Origin of the sequence: Streptomyces sp. MspMP-M5 (assembly GCF_000373585.1) — a bacterium.
Classification (GTDB): Bacteria; Actinomycetota; Actinomycetes; order Streptomycetales; family Streptomycetaceae; genus Streptomyces.
The window spans coordinates 87,901-110,291 of record NZ_KB891889.1 but is presented as its reverse complement, the minus strand read 5'-3'; the positions used below and the strand labels follow the sequence as shown (position 1 = coordinate 110,291).

Annotated in this window: 14 protein-coding genes; 6 read left to right on the top strand and 8 right to left on the bottom strand. The window is 72.5% G+C overall.

The window, feature by feature from the left end; translation table 11 throughout:
* The 7 genes from B073_RS0116825 to B073_RS0116795 all read right to left on the bottom strand — a co-directional run.
* Positions 1 to 1,142: GlgB N-terminal domain-containing protein (locus B073_RS0116825; RefSeq protein ID WP_018539255.1), on the bottom strand; the 1,142-nt coding region annotated here is incomplete at its 3' end.
* 104 nt (positions 1,143 to 1,246) lie between these two features.
* A complete protein-coding gene (locus tag B073_RS0116820) occupies positions 1,247 to 2,704 on the bottom strand; it encodes a maltokinase N-terminal cap-like domain-containing protein (RefSeq protein ID WP_018539254.1) in 1,458 nt (485 codons plus the stop codon).
* Between the two features lie 344 nt (positions 2,705 to 3,048).
* Entirely contained in the window at positions 3,049 to 4,779 is a 1,731-nt protein-coding gene (gene treS, locus B073_RS0116815) for a maltose alpha-D-glucosyltransferase (protein WP_018539253.1), read from the bottom strand.
* Positions 4,776 to 6,779 carry an alpha-1,4-glucan--maltose-1-phosphate maltosyltransferase gene (locus B073_RS0116810; RefSeq protein WP_018539252.1) on the bottom strand — a complete coding sequence of 668 codons (2,004 nt, stop codon included), beginning with the start codon at positions 6,777 to 6,779 and terminating at the stop codon, positions 4,776 to 4,778. Before B073_RS0116810 ends, treS begins: the two co-directional genes overlap by 4 nt.
* 598 nt (positions 6,780 to 7,377) lie before the next feature.
* Entirely contained in the window at positions 7,378 to 9,015 is a 1,638-nt protein-coding gene (locus B073_RS0116805; protein ID WP_018539251.1) for a M4 family metallopeptidase, read from the bottom strand.
* Between the two features lie 299 nt (positions 9,016 to 9,314).
* The gene (locus B073_RS0116800) at positions 9,315 to 11,375 is read right to left on the bottom strand and encodes a M4 family metallopeptidase (RefSeq protein ID WP_051094029.1); all 2,061 of its coding nucleotides are present in this window, start codon (positions 11,373 to 11,375) and stop codon (positions 9,315 to 9,317) included.
* A gap of 296 nt (positions 11,376 to 11,671) precedes the next feature.
* A complete protein-coding gene (locus tag B073_RS0116795) occupies positions 11,672 to 13,012 on the bottom strand; it encodes a hypothetical protein (protein WP_018539249.1) in 1,341 nt (446 codons plus the stop codon).
* A 344-nt stretch (positions 13,013 to 13,356) separates the two neighbouring features.
* On the opposite strand from B073_RS0116795, the gene B073_RS46405 reads away from it, so the two are divergent.
* Together B073_RS46405 and B073_RS0116780 are read left to right on the top strand one after the other, a co-directional pair.
* Complete coding sequence (locus B073_RS46405) at positions 13,357 to 13,500, top strand: hypothetical protein (RefSeq protein WP_018539247.1); 144 nt, start codon at positions 13,357 to 13,359, stop codon at positions 13,498 to 13,500.
* 186 nt (positions 13,501 to 13,686) lie between these two features.
* The gene (locus B073_RS0116780) at positions 13,687 to 14,862 is read left to right on the top strand and encodes a hypothetical protein (RefSeq protein WP_018539246.1); all 1,176 of its coding nucleotides are present in this window, start codon (positions 13,687 to 13,689) and stop codon (positions 14,860 to 14,862) included.
* 263 nt (positions 14,863 to 15,125) lie between these two features.
* Here B073_RS0116780 and glgX read toward each other — a convergent pair whose 3' ends face one another.
* A complete protein-coding gene (gene glgX, locus B073_RS0116775; RefSeq protein ID WP_018539245.1) occupies positions 15,126 to 17,399 on the bottom strand; it encodes a glycogen debranching protein GlgX in 2,274 nt (757 codons plus the stop codon).
* A 261-nt stretch (positions 17,400 to 17,660) separates the two neighbouring features.
* Between glgX and B073_RS0116770 the strand changes: the two genes are divergently transcribed.
* The 4 genes from B073_RS0116770 (at position 17,661) to B073_RS0116755 (ending at position 22,033) form a co-directional block, all read left to right on the top strand.
* Positions 17,661 to 18,953 carry a L,D-transpeptidase gene (locus tag B073_RS0116770; protein ID WP_018539244.1) on the top strand — a complete coding sequence of 431 codons (1,293 nt, stop codon included), beginning with the start codon at positions 17,661 to 17,663 and terminating at the stop codon, positions 18,951 to 18,953.
* 215 nt (positions 18,954 to 19,168) lie between these two features.
* Positions 19,169 to 20,377, top strand: coding sequence for a L,D-transpeptidase (locus tag B073_RS0116765; RefSeq protein WP_026247456.1), 1,209 nt, complete (start codon positions 19,169 to 19,171; stop codon positions 20,375 to 20,377).
* 73 nt (positions 20,378 to 20,450) lie between these two features.
* The gene (locus B073_RS0116760; RefSeq protein ID WP_026247455.1) at positions 20,451 to 21,218 is read left to right on the top strand and encodes an enoyl-CoA hydratase/isomerase family protein; all 768 of its coding nucleotides are present in this window, start codon (positions 20,451 to 20,453) and stop codon (positions 21,216 to 21,218) included.
* A 275-nt stretch (positions 21,219 to 21,493) separates the two neighbouring features.
* Positions 21,494 to 22,033, top strand: a complete 540-nt coding sequence (locus B073_RS0116755; protein ID WP_237550472.1) for an ATP-binding protein — start codon at positions 21,494 to 21,496, stop codon at positions 22,031 to 22,033.
* Positions 22,034 to 22,391 lie beyond the last annotated feature (358 nt).

Sequence of the window (22,391 nt, the reverse complement as noted above, 5' to 3'; positions counted from 1 at the left end):
ACCCAGTCCATCAGCACCCCGATCCCGGCCCGGTGCAGCGCGTCGATCAGGTACCGGAAGTCGTCGGGGGTGCCCATCCGGGCGGTGGGCGCGTAGAAGCCGGTGACCTGGTAGCCCCAGGAGCCGCCGAAGGGGTGCTCGGCCACCGGCATGAACTCGACGTGGGTGAAGCCCAGGTCCTTGACGTAGGCGGGCAGCTGATCCGCCAGCTGACGGTACGTCAAACCAGGGCGCCAGGACGGCAGGTGCACCTCGTAGACGGAGAACGGCGCGGTGTGCACGGGGCGTTCGCCGCGCCGGGCCATCCAGTCGGCGTCCCGCCAGGTGTGGTGCGAGGCGTCCACCACCGAGGCGGTGGCCGGCGGGCACTCGGTGCGCCGGGCCATCGGGTCGGCCCGGACCGTCGTCGAGCCGTCCGGCCGGGTGATCTCGAACTTGTACAGCTCGCCCTCGCCGAGCCCCGGCAGGAACAGCTCCCACACCCCGGACGAGCCCAGCGACCGCATCGGGGTGCCGGTGCCGTCCCAGTGGTTGAAGTTCCCCACCACGCGGACCCCCCGGGCGTTGGGTGCCCACACGGTGAAGCGGGTGCCGGCCACCCCCTGGTGCGTCATGACCCGGGCCCCGAGCGCCCGCCACAGCTCCTCGTGCCGGCCCTCGCGGAACAGGTGCAGGTCCAGCTCCCCGACCGAGGGCAGGAAGCGGTACGGGTCCGGCACGGTCGACGCGGTGTCGCCGTAGTCGACCAGCAGCTCGTAGTCGGGGATCTCGGCGAGCGCCAGCACCCCCGCGAACAGCCCGTCCTCCTCGGAACGCAGCGCCGCCCGCAGCCCCGGCGCCACCACCGTGACGCCCCGCGCGAACGGCCGCAGGGCCCGGAACAGCAGTCCGCCGGGCACCGGATGCGCGCCGAGCAGGGCATGCGGATCGTGGTGCGCGCCGGCCAGCAGCCGCCCGCGGTCCTCGGCGGAGAGCGGTGCGGCCGGCCGCGCCACGCGGTCCTCGGCCGCCGGGGGCGCCGGACGGGCGGTGCCGGGGGGCGGGGTGGCGGCGGGCGCGGGGGAGGGGGCGGGACGCCGGGACGGGGACGCGGCGGAGCGGGTGCCGTCCTGGCGGGTGGCGGGCGACGGGCGGGCGGTCACGGGTGGGGCCTCCTCGGGCGGGGGTCGGACGGTCGGTTACGGGCCGACGGCGGGCAGCGGGCGGCGGACGGTGTACGGGGCCGGGGCCGCCCCACGGGCACGGCTCAGCCGGCCCCCGGTTCCGCGCAGGCCGCCAGCCGCCGGATCGCCGCCATCGGCACCGCCAGCCAGTCGGGCCGGTGCCGCGCCTCGTACAGCACCTCGTAGACGGCCTTGTCGGTCTCGTAGGCCCGCATGAGCTCCGGGGCGGAGCGCGGGTCCAGGCCGCCGGCCTCGGCGTAGCCCAGGCAGTACGCGGCACGGGTGCGGCGGGCCCAGTCCAGCGCCCACGGGTCGCCGCCGGCCGGGCCGCTGCGGGCGGCGTAGTCGAACGAGCGGAGCATCGCGGCGACATCGCGCACGGCCGGCTGCGGGCGGCGCCGCTCGGCCAGCGGCCGGGCCGGCTCGCCCTCGAAGTCGATCAGCGCCCAGCGGCCCCCGTCGGCGGAGCGCAGCGTCTGCCCCAGGTGCAGATCGCCGTGGATGCGCTGGGCGGCCCAACTGCGGCCGTCGTGCCCCATCGCGGCCAGTTCGTCGAACGCGGTCCGCAGCCGCCCCCGGTAGGGCTGGAGCACCGGCACCGCGCGGGCGGTGGCCTCCAGGCGCTCGTTCATCTGGGCCGCGATCGCGTCCAGCTGCGGGCGGCGCAGCTCGGTGGTGGGGAGGGCCTGGGCGAGCGCGGTGTGCACCTCGGCGGTGGCGTGGCCCAGCGCCCGCGCGGAGCGGGTGAAGTCGGCGCGCACCGCCAGCGCGTTGAGGGCCAGCTGCCAGCCGTCGGTGGAGCCGGCGAGGAACGGCTGCAGGACGCCCAGCGTCGTCGCCTCGCCGCCGTCCCCGGGCGTCGCCGACTCGAACCACGCGGCGGGCGCCGGCACCCGTGCGCACCGGGCGCCGGCCAGCGCCCGCGGCAGCTCCAGATCGGGGTTCACCCCCGGCTCGATCCGCCGGAAGACCTTCAGGATGAACGTATCGCCAAAGACGACGGAGGAGTTGGACTGCTCCACCGCGATCGGCCGGGCGGACAGCCCCGAGGGGATGTCGGCGTCCGGCTCGCGGCAGAAGCGCAGCGCCCCGATCCGGCCCGGGACCCGCAGCCGCTCCAGCAGCAGCCCGCACAGCCGGTTGTCCAGCAGCGCGTCGTAGACCGTGCGGCCGCGCAGCGGGCCGCCGGCCGGGCACCCGATCACCGCGGGCGCCAGGTGTGGCGGCGGCGCGGGATGGGTGCCCAGCAGCAGCTGGTAGCAGTCGCCGCCGGCCGGGGTGCGGCTCGGCGGGGCGCTCTGCTGGGTGCGGACCAGCATCTGGAGCAGGCCGGGCGTGCCGCCGCGGTCGGTGCCCGGCAGCAGTTCGGTCGCCGCGACCAGCGTGAAGCCGGTGAGCAGCCGTCCCTTGCCGGCGAACCAGCGCTGCCGGGGCACCCATGCGGCCAGCAGCGGTGCCAGTGAGGAGAGCAGGTCGGGTGCGGTGACCGGCGAGCGGTCGGGGGCGTGGCGGGTGGCACGGGTCGAGGCGGTGTCCGACATGGCGTCGCGTCCTTTCCCCGGGCACACGACAGACAGGCAAAGTGTCCCGGAATGCGGCCTTTACGATGCTGCGGTGTGGGACGTGTCGGGCGAGATCGTCCGTACGGCGTGGCGTTTCGGCGGTTCTCGGCGTGCACTTCGTGCGCACTGCGCTGCGCGGCGGTGCCGCCCCGGCTCCGTCGAGCAGGGGCCCGTCCCGGACCGGGAGCCGGCCGTGATCCCGCGACCACCGGCCACCCGGCCCGTGCGGTAGTAGGGAGGTTGCCCGAGCCAAAGGTCGAAAAACGCCCGTACGCGCCGGGCGGTCGCGTACGGGCGTCCGGTGCCTGATGGCGGCACGCGCGCTAGTCGGGGGCGTGGTGCGGGTTCCTGCGGAGCCGGAACCAGTAGAAGCCGTGGCCGGCGAGGGTCAGCAGGTACGGCAGGGTGCCGATGGGCGGGAAGCGGACGCCGCCGATGAGTTCCACCGGGTGGCGGCCGTTGAACGCCTGGAGGTCGAGTTCGGTGGGCTGCGCGAAGCGGGAGAAGTTGTTCACGCACAGCACCAGGTCGTCGTCGGCGCCGTTCCGGCCCGGGGATTCCCGGAGGTAGGCCAGCACCGCGGGGTTGGACGACGGCAGCTCGGTGTAGCTGCCGAGTCCGAAGGCGGGGTTCTGCTTGCGGATCTCGATCATCCGCCGGGTCCAGTGCAGCAGCGAGGACGGCGAGCTCATCGCGGCCTCGACGTTGGTGACCTGGTAGCCGTAGACCGGGTCCATGATGGTCGGCAGGAAGAGCCGGCCGGGGTCGCAGGAGGAGAAGCCGGCGTTGCGGTCCGGGGTCCACTGCATCGGGGTGCGCACGGCGTCCCGGTCGCCGAGCCAGATGTTGTCGCCCATGCCGATCTCGTCGCCGTAGTAGAGGATCGGCGAGCCGGGCAGCGAGAGCAGCAGGGCGGTGAACAGCTCGATCTGGTTGCGGTCGTTGTCCAGCAGCGGGGCCAGCCGGCGGCGGATGCCGATGTTGGCGCGCATCCGCGGGTCCTTGGCGTACTCCGCGTACATGTAGTCGCGTTCCTCGTCCGTGACCATTTCGAGGGTCAGCTCGTCGTGGTTGCGGAGGAAGATGCCCCACTGGCAGCCGGACGGGATCGCCGGGGTCTTGGCGAGGATCTCCGAGACCGGGTAGCGGGACTCGCGGCGCACCGCCATGAAGATCCGCGGCATCACCGGGAAGTGGAAGGCCATATGGCACTCGTCGCCGCCGACGGCGTAGTCGCCGAAGTAGTCGACCACGTCCTCCGGCCACTGGTTGGCCTCGGCCAGCAGCACGGTGTCGGGGTAGTGCGCGTCGATCTCGGCGCGGACCCGCTTGAGGAACGCGTGCGAGGCCGGCAGGTTCTCGCAGTTGGTGCCCTCCTCGGCGTAGAGGTAGGGCACCGCGTCCAGCCGGAAGCCGTCGATGCCGAGGTCGAGCCAGAAGCGCAGCGCGGAGATCATCTCCTCCTGGACCGCCGGGTTCTCGTAGTTGAGGTCCGGCTGGTGGGAGAAGAAGCGGTGCCAGTAGTACTGCTTGCGGACCGGGTCGAAGGTCCAGTTGGAGCCCTCGGTGTCGACGAAGATGATGCGGGCGTCGGCGTACTGCTTGTCGTCGTCCGCCCAGACGTAGTAGTCGCCGTACGGGCCCTCGGGGTCGGTGCGGGACTCCTGGAACCACGGGTGCTGGTCGCTGGTGTGGTTCATCACCATGTCGATGATGACCCGCATGCCGCGGTGGTGCGCGGCGTCCACGAACTCCACGAAGTCGGCCAGGTCGCCGAACTCGGGGAGGACCGCGGTGTAGTCCGCGACGTCGTAGCCGCCGTCCCGCAGCGGGGACTTGAAGAACGGCGGCAGCCAGAGGCAGTCCACCCCCAGCCACTGCAGGTAGTCGAGCTTGGCCGTGATGCCCTTGAGGTCCCCGATCCCGTCGCCGTTGCTGTCCTGGAACGAGCGGACCAGGACCTCGTAGAAGACCGCCCGTTTGAACCATTCGGGATCGCGGTCCTTCGCCGGGGTGTCTTCGAACGTGTCGGGAACAGGCTCATTGACGATCAATTGGGTGACCCTCCGATCGGTGAGGACGGTCGCAGCGACAGCACATGAGCCGGCGCGGGTGGGCTGCCCGGCTCCAGGCGCACATAGTTGTCCCTGCCCCAGTGGTAGGTGTCGCCGGTGAGCTCGTCGCGCACCGGGAAGGACTCGTGCCGGCCGAGGCCGAGTTCCGGCATGTCCAACGACACCGTCGCCTCGTGGGTGTGGTGCGGGTCGAGGTTGACCACCGTGAGCACCGTGTCGGTCCCGTCGCCGTTTCCCGCGCGCTTGGAGTACGCGAGCACGGCGTCGTTGTCGACCTGGTGGAAGTGCAGGTTGCGCAGCTGTTGCAGGGCGGGATGGCGGCGGCGGATGCGGTTGAGCGTGGTGATCAGCGGGGCGATGGTCCGCCCCTCGCGGGCCGCGGCGTCCCAGTCGCGCGGCCGGAGCTGGTACTTCTCGGAGTCCAGGTACTCCTCGCTGCCGGGCCGCAGCGCGGTCCCCTCGCACAGCTCGTAGCCCGCGTAGACGCCCCAGGTGGGGGAGAGGGTCGCGGCCAGCACGGCACGGGTCTCGAAGGCCGGGCGGCCGCCCTCCTGGAGGTGGGCGTGCAGGATGTCGGGGGTGTTCACGAAGAAGTTGGGCCGCAGGTAGGCGGCGCTCTCGCCGGACAGTTCGGTGAGGTACTCGGTCAGCTCCTGCTTGGTGTTGCGCCAGGTGAAGTAGGTGTACGACTGCTGGAAGCCGATCTGGGCGAGGGTGTGCAGCATCGCCGGGCGGGTGAACGCCTCGGCCAGGAAGATCACGTCCGGGTCGGTGCGGTTGATGTCGCTGAGCACCTTCTCCCAGAACGCCACCGGCTTGGTGTGCGGGTTGTCCACCCGGAAGATCCGTACGCCCCTGGCCATCCAGAAGCGCAGCAGCCGCTCGGTCTCCCGGACCAGCCCGCGGAAGTCGGTGTCGAAGGCGAGAGGATAGATGTCCTGGTACTTCTTCGGCGGGTTCTCCGCGTAGGCGACGGAGCCGTCGGCACGGTGGTGGAACCACTGCGGGTGCAGGGCGACCCAGGGGTGGTCCGGGGAGCACTGGAGGGCGAAGTCCAGCGCCACCTCCATCCGCAGGTCGCGGGCGGTCCGCACGAAGTGGTCGAAGTCCTCGAAGGTGCCCAGGTCCGGGTGGAGCGCGTCGTGCCCGCCGGCCGGCGACCCGATGGCCCAGGGGGAGCCGACGTCGCCCGGGCCCGCCGAGAGCGCGTTGTTGGGGCCCTTGCGGTGGGTGGTGCCGATCGGGTGGACGGGCGGGAGGTAGACCACGTCGAAGCCCATCGCGGCGACCGCGGGGAGCCGTTCGGCGGCGGTGCGCAGGGTGCCGGGGACGACCGTGCCGTCCGGGCCGGCGACGGCGCCCTCGGAGCGCGGGAAGAGCTCGTACCACGAGCCGTACAGGGCCCGGCGGCGCTCGACGACCAGCGGCATCGGGCGGGAGACGGTGAGCAGTTCGCGCAGCGGGTGGCGGTCCAGCGCCTCGGTGACCTCCGGGGCGAGCGCGGTGGCCAGGCGGGCGGCGGCCGGCAGGGTGGTGTCGCGCAGCGCGTCGACGGCGGCCAGCACCGCCTCCCGGCCGTCGCTCTTGGGGACCTCGCCGGCGGCCCGTTCGTGCAGCGCGGCGCCCTCGGCCAGCACCAGCTCGGTGTCGATCCCGGCCGGGACCTTGACCCCGGCGTGCCGGCGCCAGGTGGCGACCGGGTCGGACCACGCCTCCACGGTGAACGTCCAGCGTCCCTCGACGTCCGGGGTGACCTCGCAGATCCAGCGGTCGGTGCCCGGTGCCCGCTCCCGCATCGGGGTCCACGGGCCGCAGCGGCCCGCCGGGTTGCGCAGCACCACGTTGGCGGCGACCGCGTCGTGGCCTTCGCGGAAGACCGTGGCGGAGACCTCGAAGGTCTCGCCCACCACGGCCTTCGCCGGGCGGCGGCCGCAATCGATCTGCGGGCGGATGTCCAGAACAGGGATGCGACCGATCATGGGCTCACCTGGGCTTGTGGTGCTTTGCGGGTTTTTGTCCTTTGTATCCGCTCCATAGCAGGGGGACGGGTCGCGGGCAGGGGCGCTCCGGTCCGCTTTCACTCTGCTGGCGGAGGGTACGGGGACCCGGATCGGGGCCCGCCGGCCGGGTGCGCGGAACGGCGTACCGGGTGAGGCTTCCCGTGCGCGGCGGCCGGGAAAGCCACGGGCGTGTGAACTACCGATACGTAACCGCTCACGCCGTGCGCTGGGCTGGGCAGGGGCCGTCGCCCTGGCGGGCGGCCGCGGCTCGGTGCTGACACGGTCGGCGTTCGCCTCCTCAACTCGGTGTGAACACAGCGGAGTTGCGGTGTGCGGAAGTCCGTTGCCGCGCCGGGGCCCGTCGGCGCACCACCGCAGCCTCTCGCCGCGCGGGGGCGTGGACAAGAGCGCCTGAGGGGGTGGAATCGGCCATATCGGCGGACCGGCCGGTACGGGGCGGGCGGACGCCGTGCCGTGGCCGAAAAACAGGCCGGCGTGGCCGGGGAGGGTGTTCCCCCGGCCACGCCGGTCGCCGCTGCGGCCAACCGGCCGCGGCGGTACATCTCCTGACGGAGCGTTACTTCACGTTCACGCCGGTCCAGGCCGACTCCACGCCCTTGACCTCGGCGCTGTCCTTGCCGTAGAGGTCGGTGGCCGCCTTGACGGTCGCCACGCGGGCCGCCTTGTAGTCGGTGGTCGAGGTCATGTACGTGGTCAGCGCCTTGAACCAGATCTTCTCGGCCTTGTCGCGGCCGATGCCGGTGACCTTGGAGCCGTCCGCGGTCGGGCTGTCGTAGTGGTCGCCGTTCGCGTCCTTCGGGCCGCTGCCCTCGGACAGCAGGTAGAAGAAGTGGTTGGCGATACCCGAGGAGTAGTGGACGTCCACGTTGCCGGCGTCCGCGCTCCAGTTGTCCAGGGACTGGCCGTCCTTGGAGGGCTTGTCCATGTAGCGCAGCGGCTTGCCGTCACCGTTGATGTCGATCTTCTTGCCGATGAAGTAGCTGCCCGGCTCGGCGGGGTTCTTGGCGTAGAACGCCACGGAGGCGCCGAAGATGTCCGAGGTGGCCTCGTTGAGGCCGCCGGACTCGCCGCTGTACTCCAGGCCCGCGGTGGCGGAGGTGACGCCGTGCGACATCTCGTGGCCCGCGACGTCGAGGGCGGTCAGCGGCTTGTTGTTGCCCTGGCCGTCGCCGTACGTCATGCAGAAGCAGCTGTCGTCCCAGAAGGCGTTGACGTAGTCCTTGCCGTAGTGCACGCGGGACGTGGCGCCCTTGCCGTCGCCCTTGATGCCGCTGCGGCCGTGCACGTTCTTGTAGTAGTCCCAGGTCTGCTGGGCGCCGTAGGCGGCGTCCACCGCGGCGGTCTGCGGGTTGCTCGGCTTGCCGTCGCCCCACGTGTCGGTGGAGTTGGTGAAGAGCTTGCCGTCGCCGCTCTCACTGCCGCTCAGGTCGAACGTCTTGTGGCCGCCGCGGGAGTCGTCGGTCAGCTCGTAGCCGCTGCCGCCCTTCTTGGACGCGAGGTCGACCTTGCCGGCGTACATGCTGTTGCCGACGCCGGTCTCGATGCCCTGGTACTGGAAGAGCTTCTTGCCGGTGTTGGCGTCGGTGATGACGTGCAGCTGGTTGGGCGTGCCGTCCTTCTGGACGCCGCCGACCACGGTCTCGTACGCCAGCACCGGGGTGCCCTTGGCGGCCCAGATCACCTTGCGGGGCGCGGGCGCGTCGACCTTCTTGGCGCCGATGGTCTTCGTCGCGGTCGACTCGGCGGCCAGCGCGGCGGCCTTCGGGGCGATCTTCGCGGTGGTGGAGGCGACCTTGACGTCCGCCTCGGCGGCCTTGGTGACGCCCTTGACGGCGCCGCCCTTGGCGCTGTGCACGACCAGGTCGCCGCCGAGCACCGGGAGGCCGGCGTAGGTGCGGTCGTAGCGGGTGTGCGTGGTGCCGTCCGCGTCCTTGATGACGTCCTTGACGACCAGCTTCTCCTGGGAACCGAGGCCCAGCGCGTGGGCGGTCTGCGCGGTGGCCGCGGTGGCGGCCTGGAGCAGCTCCGCGTGGTGCGAGGTGCTGAGCGCGAGCGGCGCGCCGCCGTGGGGGGCGGCGGTGGGGGCGGGCGAGGCGCCGGCCGTGCCGGCCGCGGTGATACCGGCGACGAGCAGGGCCGCCGCGGCTGCGGTGGCACCGGCCACACGGGTCTTGCGGGATATGTGGGGGGTCACGCGTGCTCCTTCAACTTTGCCAAGTGGTGGGGGTGCAAAGCGATGCGGGTGTGACATGCGTCGGGAAGACTGCCAGTTGACCGCGTGCATGTCAGTGGGGTGATCGGAGGTTGGCCGGAAATCGTCCGTAGAGGGGTGCACGTTGTCCGGATAACGGAGCGGGGCGCCGCCCCCGGGAAGATCCGGGGACGACGCCCAACTCGGGTGTGCGGTGGAGCGGTTGCGGTGATCCGCCGGAATCGTCCCGCCGGGGGTCCCGCTGTCTCACATCAGGATGAAGCGCGGATGAACGGCTCCTGTCAGAACGTCAGCTTCCAGCCGTTGAGGGTGCCGGAGTCGCCGGCGTAGACGTCCCGGACCCGCAGCTTCCAGGTGCCGGTGGCCGCCTTCGCCGAGGCGTTGACGGTGTACGTCGCCTTGACGTCGGCCGCCGAGTCGCCCGTGCTGGAGTTCTTCAGCCGGTACGCGGTGCCGTCCGGGGCCAGCAGGTCGATGACCAGGTCGCCGCGGTAGGTGTGGGTGATGTCCACGGCGACCTTCAGCGCGCTGGGGGCGTTGCCGCTGCGGCTGACGGTGATCGGTGAGGTGACCGCGGCACCGGCGTCCGGGATCGCGACCTTGGTGTTGTTCTCGTAGACGCTGTCGCCGCCGTCGCCCACCCGGGAGCCGACGTTCACCGCCGCCCAGGTGTTGGCGACCGTGTTGTACGTGGCGCTGCCCTGGCCGAAGAGGTCCGCGGCGGCCTGGAGGGTGGCGGTGCGGGCGCCGGCGTAGTCGGTGTTGGCGTTCATGTACTGGCTGAGCGCCTTGAACCACACCTTCTCGGCGTTGGCCCGGCCGATGCCCGGCACCGGCAGGTTGTCGGAGGTGGGGCTGTCGTAGTGGACGCCGTTGATGTCCTTCGGGCCGCTGCCCTCGGACAGCAGGTAGAAGAAGTGGTTGGCGACGCCGGAGGAGTAGTGCACGTCGAGGTTGCCGACGTCGCTCGACCAGTAGTCGGCCGAGGCGCCGTCCTTGGACGGCTTGTCCATGTAGCGCAGCGGAGTGCCGTCCCCGTTGATGTCGATCTTCTCGCCGATGAGGTAGTCACCGGGGTCGCCGGGGTTGTTGGCGTAGAACTCCACGGCGGTGCCGAAGATGTCCGAGGTGGCCTCGTTGAGGCCGCCGGACTCACCGCTGTACTCCAGGCCGGCGGTGGCCGCGGTGACACCGTGGGACATCTCGTGGCCCGCGACGTCGAGCGCGGTCAGCGGCCTGCTGTTGCCCTGGCCGTCGCCGTACGTCATGCAGAAGCAGCCGTCGTCCCAGAAGGCGTTGACGTAGCTGTTGCCGTAGTGCACGCGGGAGTAGGCGCCGACGCCGTCGCCGCGGATGCCGGTGCGGCCGTGCACGTTCTTGTAGTAGTCCCAGGTCTCCTGGGCGCCGTAGGCGGCGTCCACGCCCGCGGTCTGCGGGTTGTTGGTGGTGCCGTCGCCCCAGGTGTCGTCGGCGTCGGTGAACAGCGAACCGGTGCCGGACGAGCCGTGGTTGAGGTTGTAGGTCTTGTGGCTGCCGCGGGTGGTGTCGGTCATCGTGAAGTTCGGTGCCGAGCCGGACGTCCCGATGGTGACCTTGCCGCTGTACTGGCTGTTGCCGATGCCGTTCTCGATGCCCTGGTACTGGAAGATCTTCTTGCCGGTGGTGGCGTCGGTGATGACGTGCAGCTGGTTGGGCGTGCCGTCGTCCTGGAGGCCGCCGACGACCGTCTCCCAGGCCAGCCGCGGGGTGCCGTCGGCGGCCCAGACCACCTTGCGCGGCGCCCGGTCGGCCGCGGTCCTCGTCGAGCCGAGGGACTTGGCGGCGGAGACCGCCTTGGCCGCGGCGGCGGCCGGGGCCACCTCGGCGGTGGTGGACGCGAGCGTGAGGGCGGCCCTGGTGGCCTTGGTGGCGCCCTTGACCGCACCGCTGCCGGCGGTGTGCACGACGAGGTCGCCGCCGAGCACCGGCAGCCCCTCGTAGGTGCGCTCGTAGCGGGTGTGGGTGGTGCCGTCGGCGTCCCTCTCGACGTCCTTGACGACCAGCTTCTCCTTGGCGCCGAGGTGCAGTTGCCGGGTGGTGGCGGCGGTGGTGGCGTTCGCCTTGCGTATCAGCTCGGCCCGCTGGGACGGGCTGAGCTTGGCCGGCAGCGCACCGGCGAGCGGGGCCGCGTGCGGGCCCGGGCGGGCGGCGGGGGTGCCCTGCGGGCTGGCGGCCGCGCCGGTGCCGGCCTGGACGCCGACGGCCAGCAGCGCGGTGACCGCGACCAGCGCGCCGGTCGCCACGGCGCGCCGCTGCGGGGTGGGTCTGGCGGCTCTGGTGGGTCCATGGGGGGTGTGTCTCACACTGGCTCCTTCTGCGGGGCCGCACGAGCGGAGCGGCCAAGGGGGGACCGGGCGGCTGAGCGCCGTCCGGGCAGAGCGAGGCAGAACTCGTGGAGCGTGTGGGGGGAACGAGCTGGTGGAGCTCGGGGCGCGGCCCACCGGGGCGGTGCCGTGGGGTCCGGGGGCGGTTGCCGGGAAGAGTGCCACCACTGACGAATGGTTGTCAGGTGCTGTTCAACTAATTGGCCGGAAAACGTCCGTTGGGCGAAATCCAGGTCCGGAAACCGGACGACCGGCCGGTGCGAGCCCGCGGGTGATCAGGTGAGGAGCCTCGACGGAACGGTGCCGCGCGCCCGCTCGTACAGCGCCCGCGCGGCGGCGTTCTTCAGGTACGGGCGAAGGTGGCCGAACATGGCCTTGATCCGGTCGTCGGCACGGCCGGACTGCACCATGGGGTAGTCGTCCAGGGCCTGATGCCAGGTGGCGCAGGCGACTTCCAGGTGACCGATGGCCAGTTGGCGTTCCGCGAGCATGCCTCGTCGGTGTACTCGCGTACGCCGGTAGATGCTGAAACGCAGTCGGTCGGCCTGCTGCAACGCCCCGACGGCTCCACGTGCGTCACCGAGTTCGTGACGCACCTGGCTGATGTGGTAGTTGAGCGCCGCCGGGTCGTACGAGCCGAACGGCTTCCCTCTCGACTCGGCCTTCTCCATGGCCACCTCGGCTTCCCGGAGGTGCAGCAGGGCGTTACCGCGCTCGCCGATCTGCGCATACGCGTGCGCCTGCTGCCCGGCGAGGAACGCCCGCATCCGTGGTCCGGCCTGCGGAGAGGCGGCCGAAGCGGCGTCGGCCAACCGTGCCGCCTTCGCGCCGTGACCCAGATCGACGGCCTGAACGCTCATACCGCGCAGCGTCGTGCAGTACGTCAGATGGTCCTCGGATGCTCCGGCAAGCTCCAGGGCCTTGACGTAGTAGCGCTGGGCCAGCCCGTGCAAGCCTTCGTCAACGGCCATGTAGCCGGTGAGATAGCACAGGTCGGCGGCGGCCGACAGCATCGCCTTCCGGACGTGCTCCGCCGCTCCGGCCCGGAGGTACGGGGCCACGCTGTTCACCAGAAAAGACGCGGCCATCGGGCGCGCATGACGCCCCCCGAACTGGTCGTCCAGTTCCGAGATCCGCTCGGTCATGGCGATGACCATGTCGACCTCGGGCATTCCGATGCGCTGTGTCGCTCCGGTCTGCACGGCTTCCATCCGGCCCACGACATCCGGCCAGTTGGGCACCGCGAGTGCGACGGTGAAGAGGCTGGCTCCTATCACGCTTCGGCGTGAGGGGTCCATGTCGTGCCGGCCGAGATCGATGATCCCCTCGACGGTGCCCGGGCCGGCGTCCGACGTGTCGGCGGGCGTCGGGAGGCCGGCCTCGGCGTGCGTGACCGGACGTGCGAGCCGCCGCGACAGGGCTTCGACGACCAAGGGGCGCACCGCCTGTTTCGGCGTGTGCCCCTTGAGCCACTGGTGAACAGACGGTTCCCGGTATTTCAGCGGAGTTCCGCGCTCGGTGCCGATGCGGTTGATTTCCTGGGCGAACCGACGCAGCGTCCAGCCCGTCTCGCGAAACAGTCGTTCCAGGGCCCTGTTGGGTTCCGGCGTCTGCACTCGCCTTCAACTCCCTCGGCGGGTAGCGCACTTAAATCTCTTAACTCCTGCTGCTGTCGTAACGGTACCGCTGTCCGTAGCGGCGCGGTTGCCTAGAGCGAGAAGCGAAGACCCTCGCCGACTGAGGCACCACATGGAGGTAGTGCGCCGATGGCCCGTATGTGCCGTCCTGTTCACTTGGGCGAAGCGGCGTCGAGGCCGGATCCCGAGCCGGTCGCCGGGTGCGATGTGTGCGGGGCGTTGGCCCGGCAGCGCGCGGGGGCGTACACCATCGGGGACAGGTCCAGGGCGACCGACTGCAACGTCGAGATCCGCCGTCACCCGCATGTGAAGGGCGAGGAGCGATGACGACCGGGGGCGCGTGGCTGGACGGGCTGACCGAGGAGGAGCTGGCGGAGCTGCTGTGCGGTCTGGCCGAGTGCCTCGACGCCATGTGGGCGGCGGGCGGCGACGCCGTGGACGGCCCGGAGGGCACGGAACTCCCCTGACGAGTGCGGCGCCCCCGGGGTGTTGCGGTCCGGGGCCCGGCTGCCCGGCCGACGTGCCGTTTCGGCATAGTAGAGGGCGGCCCCGGCAGGGGCATGTCATTTGCGGCGCGTGCAAGCGCAGCCGGCGCCGCTACGTACGTACCTAGGGGGAACCGCTCCATGCCGTCCAAGTCGCCCACACCATCCATGCCGTCGGCACCGACCGCGTCCCGTCGCCGCCGGATGCGCCGTTCCGCGGCGACCGCCGTCGCGACGGCGGCGCTGCTCGCGTTCACCGCCACCGCCTGTGGCCCCAGCGACAGCAAGACCTCGGCGGCGTCGGGTGGTTCGTCCGCCACCGGCGGCTCGCACCTCCCCGGCTCCCTCCCGACCAGCCTCGACGCCCTGAAGAAGTGGAAGGACGGCGGCTGGCAGAATTGGGACAAGTGGGCGCGTAAGGCGCAGGACTTCACCAACCCGATTATCAAGGGGCACTGGGGGCAGAAGCGGCTGGCCCAGGCCAAGGCCGCGCCGGACGTCGGCTTGCGGGACGCCGCACTGGGTAGTGGGAACGGCGTCAGCAACCCGATGCCGCGGCCGGTGAACGCCCGTGAGGTCGCCCAGCCGTACCACCGCAACATGGCCCCGGTCGGGAAGATCTTCTTCGACAGCCCCCAAGGTGCGATGGTCTGCTCCGGCACGATCGTCGAGGATCCGGCGCACCCCGGGAAGTCCAACCTCGTCTGGACCGCGGGCCACTGCGTCCACTCCGGCAAGCGGGGCGGCTGGATGCGCAACACCATCTTCGTCCCGTCGTACAACGACAACGGCGTGCCGATGAGTCGGGTCGGCCGCACGTCCTCCCGGCAGATCACGCCGTACGGCAAGTTCTGGGCCGACTGGGTCATCACCTCCAATGAGTGGATCAACCAGGGCGAGGAGAGCGACGCCGGCTGGCCGTACGACTTCGCCGTACTGCACGTCAAGCCGGAGGACGGCGGCGGCAAGTCCCTCCAGGAGACCGTCGGCGCCGCCGCCCAGGTCTGGTTCAACGCCCCCACCGGCCAGGGCTTCAGCTCGCTGCAGGCGTTCGGCTACCCGTCCGCCGCGCCGTACGACGGTGCGCGGATGATGGGCTGCCTGGACCGGCCGGTCAGCTACACCGTGGCGCAGGGTACGCCCGCAATGGACCGCATCGGCTGCACGATGACCCCCGGTTCGTCCGGCGGCGGCTGGTTTGTCAACCGCGGTGGCAAGCTGACCCTGGTGTCCAACACCTCCATCGGCCCCAAGGGCGGTTCTGGCTGGCTGGCCGGCCCGCACCTGGGCCCGGAGGCGCAGCAGGTCTTCGAGACCATGAGCCGGAAGTTCGCGAACCAGTGAACAGGTAGGGCGCGTTGGTGACCGGCCGGTAGGCCGACGGCGCGGACCAAGGGGCCATCGGACCCGGCTGTTCCAGATGCGGGTGTGGCCGACCTGCAGGTGGACGCGAAACCGGCCTGATCCGGCGGGAGTTCGCCGTCGCCGTCGTATCGACCGAGGTGTCCACCAGGAACGCGTACGATCCGGTCCAGGGCGGGCCGGGCGGCACCGGCGTCAGGCAGCCCGGCGTCACCCGGAACGTCACCCCGGAACGCCACCCTGCCTCACCCCGGCACCGCCCGGAACAGCAGTACCGTCCGTCCCGGCACGGTGAGTTCGGCCCCGGCTGCCAACGTCCCGTGTTCCGGCGGGCGTTCGGCCTCCCCGTCCGGCGGCGGCTCCACCGAGGTGTCCACCAGGAGCTCGTACGATCCGGCCCAGGGCAGGCCGGGCAGCACCACTTCCAGGGGGCCGGCGCCGGCGTGCAGGACGACGAGGAAGCTGTCGTCGGTGACCCGGACCCCGCGGGCGTCGCGCTGCGGGATGTCGTTGCCGGAGAGGTACATGGCCAGGGTGGCGCCGGGGGCGTACCAGTCCTGTTCGGCCATCTCCGTGCCGTCCGACCGGAACCACGCCAGGTCCCGCAGGCCGCCGCGGCGCTGCGGGCGCCCGGAGAAGAACGCCCGGCGGCGCAGCACCGGATGGGCCCGGCGCAGCGCGATCAGCCGGGCGGTGAGGCCGGCCAGCGCGCGCCAGTGCGGATCCGCCAGCAGCGACCAGTCGACCCAGCCGACGGGGTTGTCCTGGCAGTAGGCGTTGTTGTTGCCGCCCTGGGTGCGGCCCATCTCGTCGCCGGCCACCAGCATCGGCACGCCGGTGGACAGCAGCAGGGTGGTCAGCAGGTTGCGCAGCTGGCGGCGGCGCAGCGCGGTGACGTCCGGGTCGTCGGTCGCGCCCTCGGCGCCGCAGTTCCAGGACCGGTTGTCGTGGGTGCCGTCGCGGTTGTCCTCGCCGTTGGCCTCGTTGCGCTTGTGCTCGTAGCTGACCAGGTCGCGCAGAGTGAAGCCGTCGTGCGCGGTGACGAAGTTGACCGAGGCGTACGGGCGGCGGCCGCCCCAGGCGTAGAGGTCGCTGGACCCGGAGAGCCGGTAGCCCAGGTCGCGGACGTCGTGGGTGGCGCCGCGCCAGAAGTCCCGGACGGTGTCGCGGTAGCGGTCGTTCCACTCCGTCCACAGCGGCGGGAACGCGCCGACCTGGTAGCCGCCCGAGCCGACGTCCCACGGCTCGGCGATCAGCTTGACCCGCCGCAGCACCGGGTCCTGGGCGATCACCGCCAGGAACGGGGAGAGCATGTCCACGTCGTGCATGGAGCGGGCCAGCGCGGCCGCCAGGTCGAAGCGGAAGCCGTCCACGCCCATCTCGGTGACCCAGTAGCGCAGCGAGTCGGTGATCAGCCGCAGTACGTGCGGCTGGACGACGTGCAGGGTGTTGCCGCACCCCGTGTAGTCGGCGTAGCGGCGGGCGTCCCCCGGGAGGCGGTAGTAGCCGCGGTTGTCGATGCCGCGCAGCGAGAGGGTGGGGCCCCGTTCACCGGCCTCCGCCGTGTGGTTGTAGACGACGTCGAGGATCACCTCGATGCCCGCGTCGTGCAGCGCCCGGACCATCCGCCGGAACTCGCCGACCTGCTGGCCGCGGGTTCCGGTGGCGGCGTAGCCGGCGTGCGGCGCGAAGTAGCCGATGGAGTTGTAGCCCCAGTAGTTGCGCAGGCCCCGGCGCACCAGGTGGTCCTCGTGCGCGAACTGGTGCACCGGCAGCAGCTCGACCGCGGTCACCCCCAGCCGGGTCAGATGCGCCAGCGCCGCCGGGTGGGCCAGCCCCGCGTAGGTGCCGCGCAGCCGCTCCGGGATGCCCGGGTGGCGCATGGTGAACCCCCGGACGTGCAGCTCGTAGAGGACGGAATCCGGCCAGGGCGTCTTGGGCCGCCGGTCGTCCTGCCACTCGTCCGCCCCGTCCGCCCCGTAGCCGTCGTCGCCGACCACCACCCCCTTGGGGACGTACGGCGCGGAGTCGCGGTCGTCCCGCACGGTGTCGGCGACCTGCTGCTCGGGCCAGTCCCGGACGTGCCCGTAGAGCTGGACGGGCAGTGCCGGACCGGTGGGCCCGGTCTCCGTGCGGGTGCCGAAGTCGCCGTCCACGGCCCGGGCGTACGGGTCGAGCAGCAGCTTCGCGGGGTTCCAGCGGGCGCCGGTCCACGGGTCCCAGCGGCCGTGCACCCGGTAGCCGTAGCGCTGCCCGGGGCGGACGCCGGGCAGGAAGCCGTGCCAGATCTCGTGGGTCAGCTCGGTGAGGGAGCAGCGGGTCTCCTGGCCCTCGTCGTCGAACAGGCACACGTCGACGGCCTCGGCGCCGCCCGCCCACAGGGCGAAGTTGGTGCCCTCGACACCGCCCACCCCGGTGCGGTAGCGGGCCCCCAGGGGCGTCGGGCTGCCGGGGCGGACGTCCGCGGGCGGGGCGAGCGGTTCGTCCGCCACCGCCTCCTGCTCGGGTGCGCTGGACACGTGCCGGCCTCCTGCGGCTCGGGGCTGGGGCCTGCGTCACCGGACAGGCCCTGGGCCGGGCGGCGGCGCCCGGGCACGGCGTCCCGGCCGGGCGCGGGGCCGCCGCCCGCGGTGCACGATGGTTCACCGTTCTTCTGCCCGCAACCGGGCGTTGCCTCACGCTTCCCGCGGCCGCGGGCCCGGTCGGCCGGGCGGCACGGCATGACATTGCTCTTCGCGGCATACCGTCCAACTTGCGAATTATCCGTCACAATCCGGGATATGACCGGCCATCAGCATCTTCGACCAGGGGGCGACACCGGAGGCCGCACCGCGGACCGCGCACCGGGGGGCGGCCCGGCGGCCCGCCGCGCGCCCCGGCCGCGCCGCCCGCGCCGCGCCGTCCGCGCGCTGCTGGGCGTGCTCACCGGCGCGGCGGCGCTGGCCGGCTGCGCCGAACGGGACCTCCTCGGTGGCGGGCCGCCCACCCCCGAGGAGGCGATCCGGATCGTCCCCGGCGACGGCGCCCGCGGCGTACGGGCCAACGGCCGGCTGGAGGTCCGGGCCCCGGCGGGCCGGCTGGAACGGGTGGAGGTCAACCGCACCGGCGGCAGCGGCCGGCAGCCGGTCGCCGGCCGGATCTCCCGGGACGGCACGATCTGGCGGCCGCTCTCCGCCTCCCTCGAACTCGCCTCCCGGTACACCGTCGACGCGGTCGCGGTGGACGACGCCGGCCGCCGCACCACCCGCCACACCGCCTTCAACACCTTCGCGCCCCCGCACCGCGTCATCGGCTTCTACTCGCCGGAGAGCGGCGCCACCGTCGGCACCGGCCTGATCTTCTCGCTGGTCTTCAACCGCCCGGTCCTCGACCGCGCGGCCGTCGAGCGCGCGGTCACCGTGGGCGCCCGGCCCGCCGTCGAGATCGCCGCCCACTGGTTCGGCCACCGGAGGCTGGACTTCCGGCCCCGGAACCGCTGGCGGCCGGGCACCCGCCTCACCGTCCACCTGCGGCTGCGCGAGGTCCGCACCGGCCCCGGCGCCTACGGGATCCAGCTCAAGACGCTCCAGTACCAGGTGGGCCGGGACCAGGTCAGCACCGTCGACGCCGCCCGGCACACGCTGACCGTCCGCCGGGACGGCAAGGTCGTGGCCACCCTGCCGGTCACCGCGGGCAACACCGCGAACCCCACCTACAACGGGACGATGGTGATCCTGGAGCGGCACGCGGTGACCCGGATGGACGGCGACACCGTTGGCTTCGGCGCCGAGTACGACATCCCGGACGTGCCGCACGCCATGCGGCTGACCCGCTCCGGGACCTTCCTGCACGGCAACTACTGGGCGCCGCGGGCGGTCTTCGGCGGCCTGAACACCAGTCACGGCTGCGTCGGGCTGCAGGACGTCCGGGGCGGCGGCCCGGACACCCCGGCCGGCTGGCTCTACCGGAACTCGATCGTCGGCGACACCGTGGAGGTCCGCAACTCCCCGGACCGCACGGTCGCCCCCGACAACGGCCTGGGCGGCTGGAACATGCCCTGGGCGGCCTGGCGGGCGGGCAGCGCGCTGCGCTGAACCGGGCGCGGCCCGCGCGCCCGCGGGGCACCGCCCGGCGCTCGTACGCATGCCCGCGCACCCACCCCGCCGCCGGTGACTAAACAGCGTCCTCCGGGGGGAGTTGACTGTCGGTGCGGTGTGGTTGCCTGGAGGTACGGACCCGGTCGAGGGCGCCCGGGCGTCGGACCGCCGGCCGTGCGAGGGGGAAGGGGCCAGTCGTGTACGTCCAGCCGATGGCGGGGGAGCCGGTGCGCCGGCGGCGGGTGCGCCGCGCGAGCGCGCCGCTGGTCCTGCTGCTCGCTCCGCTGCTGCTGCTCGTCGCCGCCTGCGGCGGTGCGGGCGGCACCGCGCCCGGCCGGGGGCCGGACACCGCCGCCTCGCAGGCCGCCGTGGTGATAGCGCCCCGGGACGGCGCCCGGGAGGTGGCCACCAGCGGCGCCCTGAAGGTGACCGCCCGGCGCGGGCGGCTGAGCTCCGTCAAGGTCACCGACGCCAAGGGCAACGAGGTCGACGGGAGGATATCCGGCGGCGGCGCCCTCTGGCGGCCCGACGGCCACCTCGGCGCCTCGACGCGGTACACCGTCGACGCGGTGGCGGTGGACGCCCGCGGCCGGCAGGCCGCCGAGCACACCACGTTCACCACCCTCGTCCCGAAGAACACCTTCATCGGCCAGTACAGCCCCGAGAACGGCCAGCGGGTCGGCGTCGGGATGCCGGTCTCGATCCGTTTCACCCGCGGCATCACCCGCCCCGGGGCCGTCGAGCGGGCCGTCACCGTCACCGCGCGCCCCGCCGTCCCGATCGCCGGCCACTGGTTCGGCAACGACCGCCTCGACTTCCGCCCCGAGAAGTACTGGGCGCCCGGCACGAAGGTCACCCTCCGGCTCGACCTCGACGGCGTCGAGGGCCGCCCGGGCGTCTACGGCACCCAGGCCAAGGAGGTCTCCTTCACCGTCGGCCGCAGCCAGATCAGCACCGTCGACGCCCGGACGAAGCAGATGACGGTGGTCCGCGACGGCCGGACCCTGCGGACGGTCCCGATCACCGCGGGCGCCCCGGGCACCGAGACCTACAACGGCCGGATGGTGATCAGCGAGAAGCACCCGGTGACGCGGATGAACGGCGACACCGTCGGCTTCGGCGGCGAGTACGACATCAAGGACGTCCCGCACGCGATGCGGCTGAGTACGTCCGGCACCTTCATCCACGGCAACTACTGGTCCGGCCGCGCCGCGTTCGGCACCCGCAACGCCAGCCACGGCTGCGTCGGCCTCTACGACGTGCGCGGCGGCGGCGACCCGGACACCCCCGCGGCCTGGTTCTACCGCAACTCCCTCATCGGCGACGTGGTCGTCGTCCAGAACTCCCACGACCGCACCGTCCAGCCCGACAACGGCTTCGGCGACTGGAACCTCTCCTGGGACCGGTGGCGGTCGACGTAGCGCCGCGGACCGGGCGGAAGGACGGCCGGGGGCGGGGCGGCGCACCGCGTTAACGCGTACTAACCTGCCCGGCATGACTGTGCATCTCGAGGTCGCCGACGGCGTCGGCACCATCCGCCTGGACCGCCCGCCGATGAACGCCCTGGACATCGCCACCCAGGACCGGCTCCGTGAACTCGCCGAGGAGGCCGGCAGTCGCGACGACGTCCGCGCCGTCGTGCTCTGGGGCGGCGAGAAGGTGTTCGCGGCCGGCGCGGACATCAAGGAAATGCAGGCCATGGACCACGCGGCCATGGTCGTCCGGTCCAAGTCCCTGCAGGACTCCTTCACCGCGGTGGCCCGGATCCCCAAGCCGGTGGTCGCCGCGGTCACCGGCTACGCCCTCGGCGGCGGCTGCGAGCTGGCGCTCTGCGCCGACTTCCGGATCGCCGCCGACAACGCCAAGTTGGGCCAGCCGGAGATCCTGCTCGGCCTGATCCCGGGCGCCGGCGGCACCCAGCGGCTGGCCCGGCTGGTCGGCCCGTCCAAGGCCAAGGACCTGATCTTCACCGGCCGCCATGTGAAGGCCGACGAGGCGCTGGCCATCGGGCTGGTGGACCGGGTGGTGCCCGCCGACGAGGTCCATGCGCAGGCGCACGCCTGGGCGGCGCGGCTGGCGGCCGGGCCGGCGCTGGCGCTGCGGGCCGCCAAGGAGTCCGTCGACGCGGGCCTGGAGACCGACCTCGACACCGGGCTGACGATCGAACGCACCTGGTTCGCCGGGCTGTTCGCGACCGAGGACCGGGAGACCGGGATGCGCAGCTTCGTCGAGGAGGGGCCGGGCAAGGCCAAGTTCCGCTGAGGCGACTGGTGTTGACGGGGCGGATGGGGTTTGGCCGGTACACCATGCCTCGTGTGGGCGAATTGCGGAAAACCTCGTCACACCGTGACGGGGCCGCGCCGGCGGCTCCCATCGCCCCGTCGTACGCGGGGAGTTGTCGCAGGTCAGCGCGGTAGGGCCGAGCCTGTGCTGCCGTTGGCATATGTCGTCGGGGAGGCGCGGAGGCCATGATTCCGGACAAGGGATTCCACGGGTTCCGTCCCCCGACGCGACCGCGAACGGTCATCATGGGGGGCATGGCGGGCCTCGATGGAACGGAGCAGCCGCGGCCGCGGAGCGGCGCGGCCCCGCACTGGGGAACCCCCGGCGCGGACGGGGAGACGACCCCGGCTCCCGTGGAACCGGCGCCGGCCGCCCGGCCACCCGGCGGGCCCGGCCTGGTCGGGGACCCGACCCTGGGCGAGGTCCGGCTCCCCTCGCGCCCGCAGTCCGCGCGGACCGCGCGCCGGCTCACCGCCGCGATCCTGCTCCGCCAGTGGTCCCTCTCGCCGCAGCTCGCCGAGCACTCGGTGCTGCTGGTCTCGGAGCTGGTCGGCAACGCCGTACGGCACACCGGCGCCCGGACGTTCGGGCTGCGGATACTGCGCCGCCGCGGCTGGATCCGGGTGGAGGTGCGCGACCCCTCGCGCGGTCTGCCGTGCCTGATGCCGGTGCAGCCGATGGACGTCAGCGGACGCGGCCTCTTCCTCGTCGACAAGCTCTCGGACCGCTGGGGCGTGGATCTGCTGCCGCGCGGCAAGACGACCTGGTTCGAGATCCGGGTCGGCGACCGCTGAGCGCGCCCGCGCGGCCCGGCCCGTAAGCCTCCCCGGAGACGGGACTGGGGCCCGCCCGCGGGTGCCGCGGGGTGAGCCCCAGTACCCGGCCGCCCACGGGCGGAAGGGGGGTGCCCGCGCGGCCGGCGGCGGCCGGCCCCGCCATCGGCAGGGACCACCTCCCGCGCCCTTGGGGCAAGGGGGCCGCCGCGGACGACTATGGCAGGCCGGGCCACCCGCGGCCAAAGACCGCAAAACGGAAATCACCGGAAGTTCCGCCATCAAAGGAAGGGTGTGCCCGGGGTGACCTATGCCACCGCGATGGCTGTCGTTCGGGCGATCCGTAGGATGGGACGTTCCGAACGAAACGGCCCGACGG

Coding starts and splice junctions, on each gene's coding strand:
- B073_RS0116820 (WP_018539254.1), bottom strand. CDS start 2,704: ATGTCGGACACCGCCTCGACCCGTGCCACCCGCCACGCCCCCGACCGC.
- B073_RS0116810 (WP_018539252.1), bottom strand. CDS start 6,779: ATGATCGGTCGCATCCCTGTTCTGGACATCCGCCCGCAGATCGATTGC.
- B073_RS46405 (WP_018539247.1), top strand. CDS start 13,357: ATGACGACCGGGGGCGCGTGGCTGGACGGGCTGACCGAGGAGGAGCTG.
- B073_RS0116780 (WP_018539246.1), top strand. CDS start 13,687: ATGCCGTCGGCACCGACCGCGTCCCGTCGCCGCCGGATGCGCCGTTCC.
- B073_RS0116770 (WP_018539244.1), top strand. CDS start 17,661: ATGACCGGCCATCAGCATCTTCGACCAGGGGGCGACACCGGAGGCCGC.
- B073_RS0116765 (WP_026247456.1), top strand. CDS start 19,169: ATGGCGGGGGAGCCGGTGCGCCGGCGGCGGGTGCGCCGCGCGAGCGCG.
- B073_RS0116760 (WP_026247455.1), top strand. CDS start 20,451: ATGACTGTGCATCTCGAGGTCGCCGACGGCGTCGGCACCATCCGCCTG.
- B073_RS0116755 (WP_237550472.1), top strand. CDS start 21,494: ATGGCGGGCCTCGATGGAACGGAGCAGCCGCGGCCGCGGAGCGGCGCG.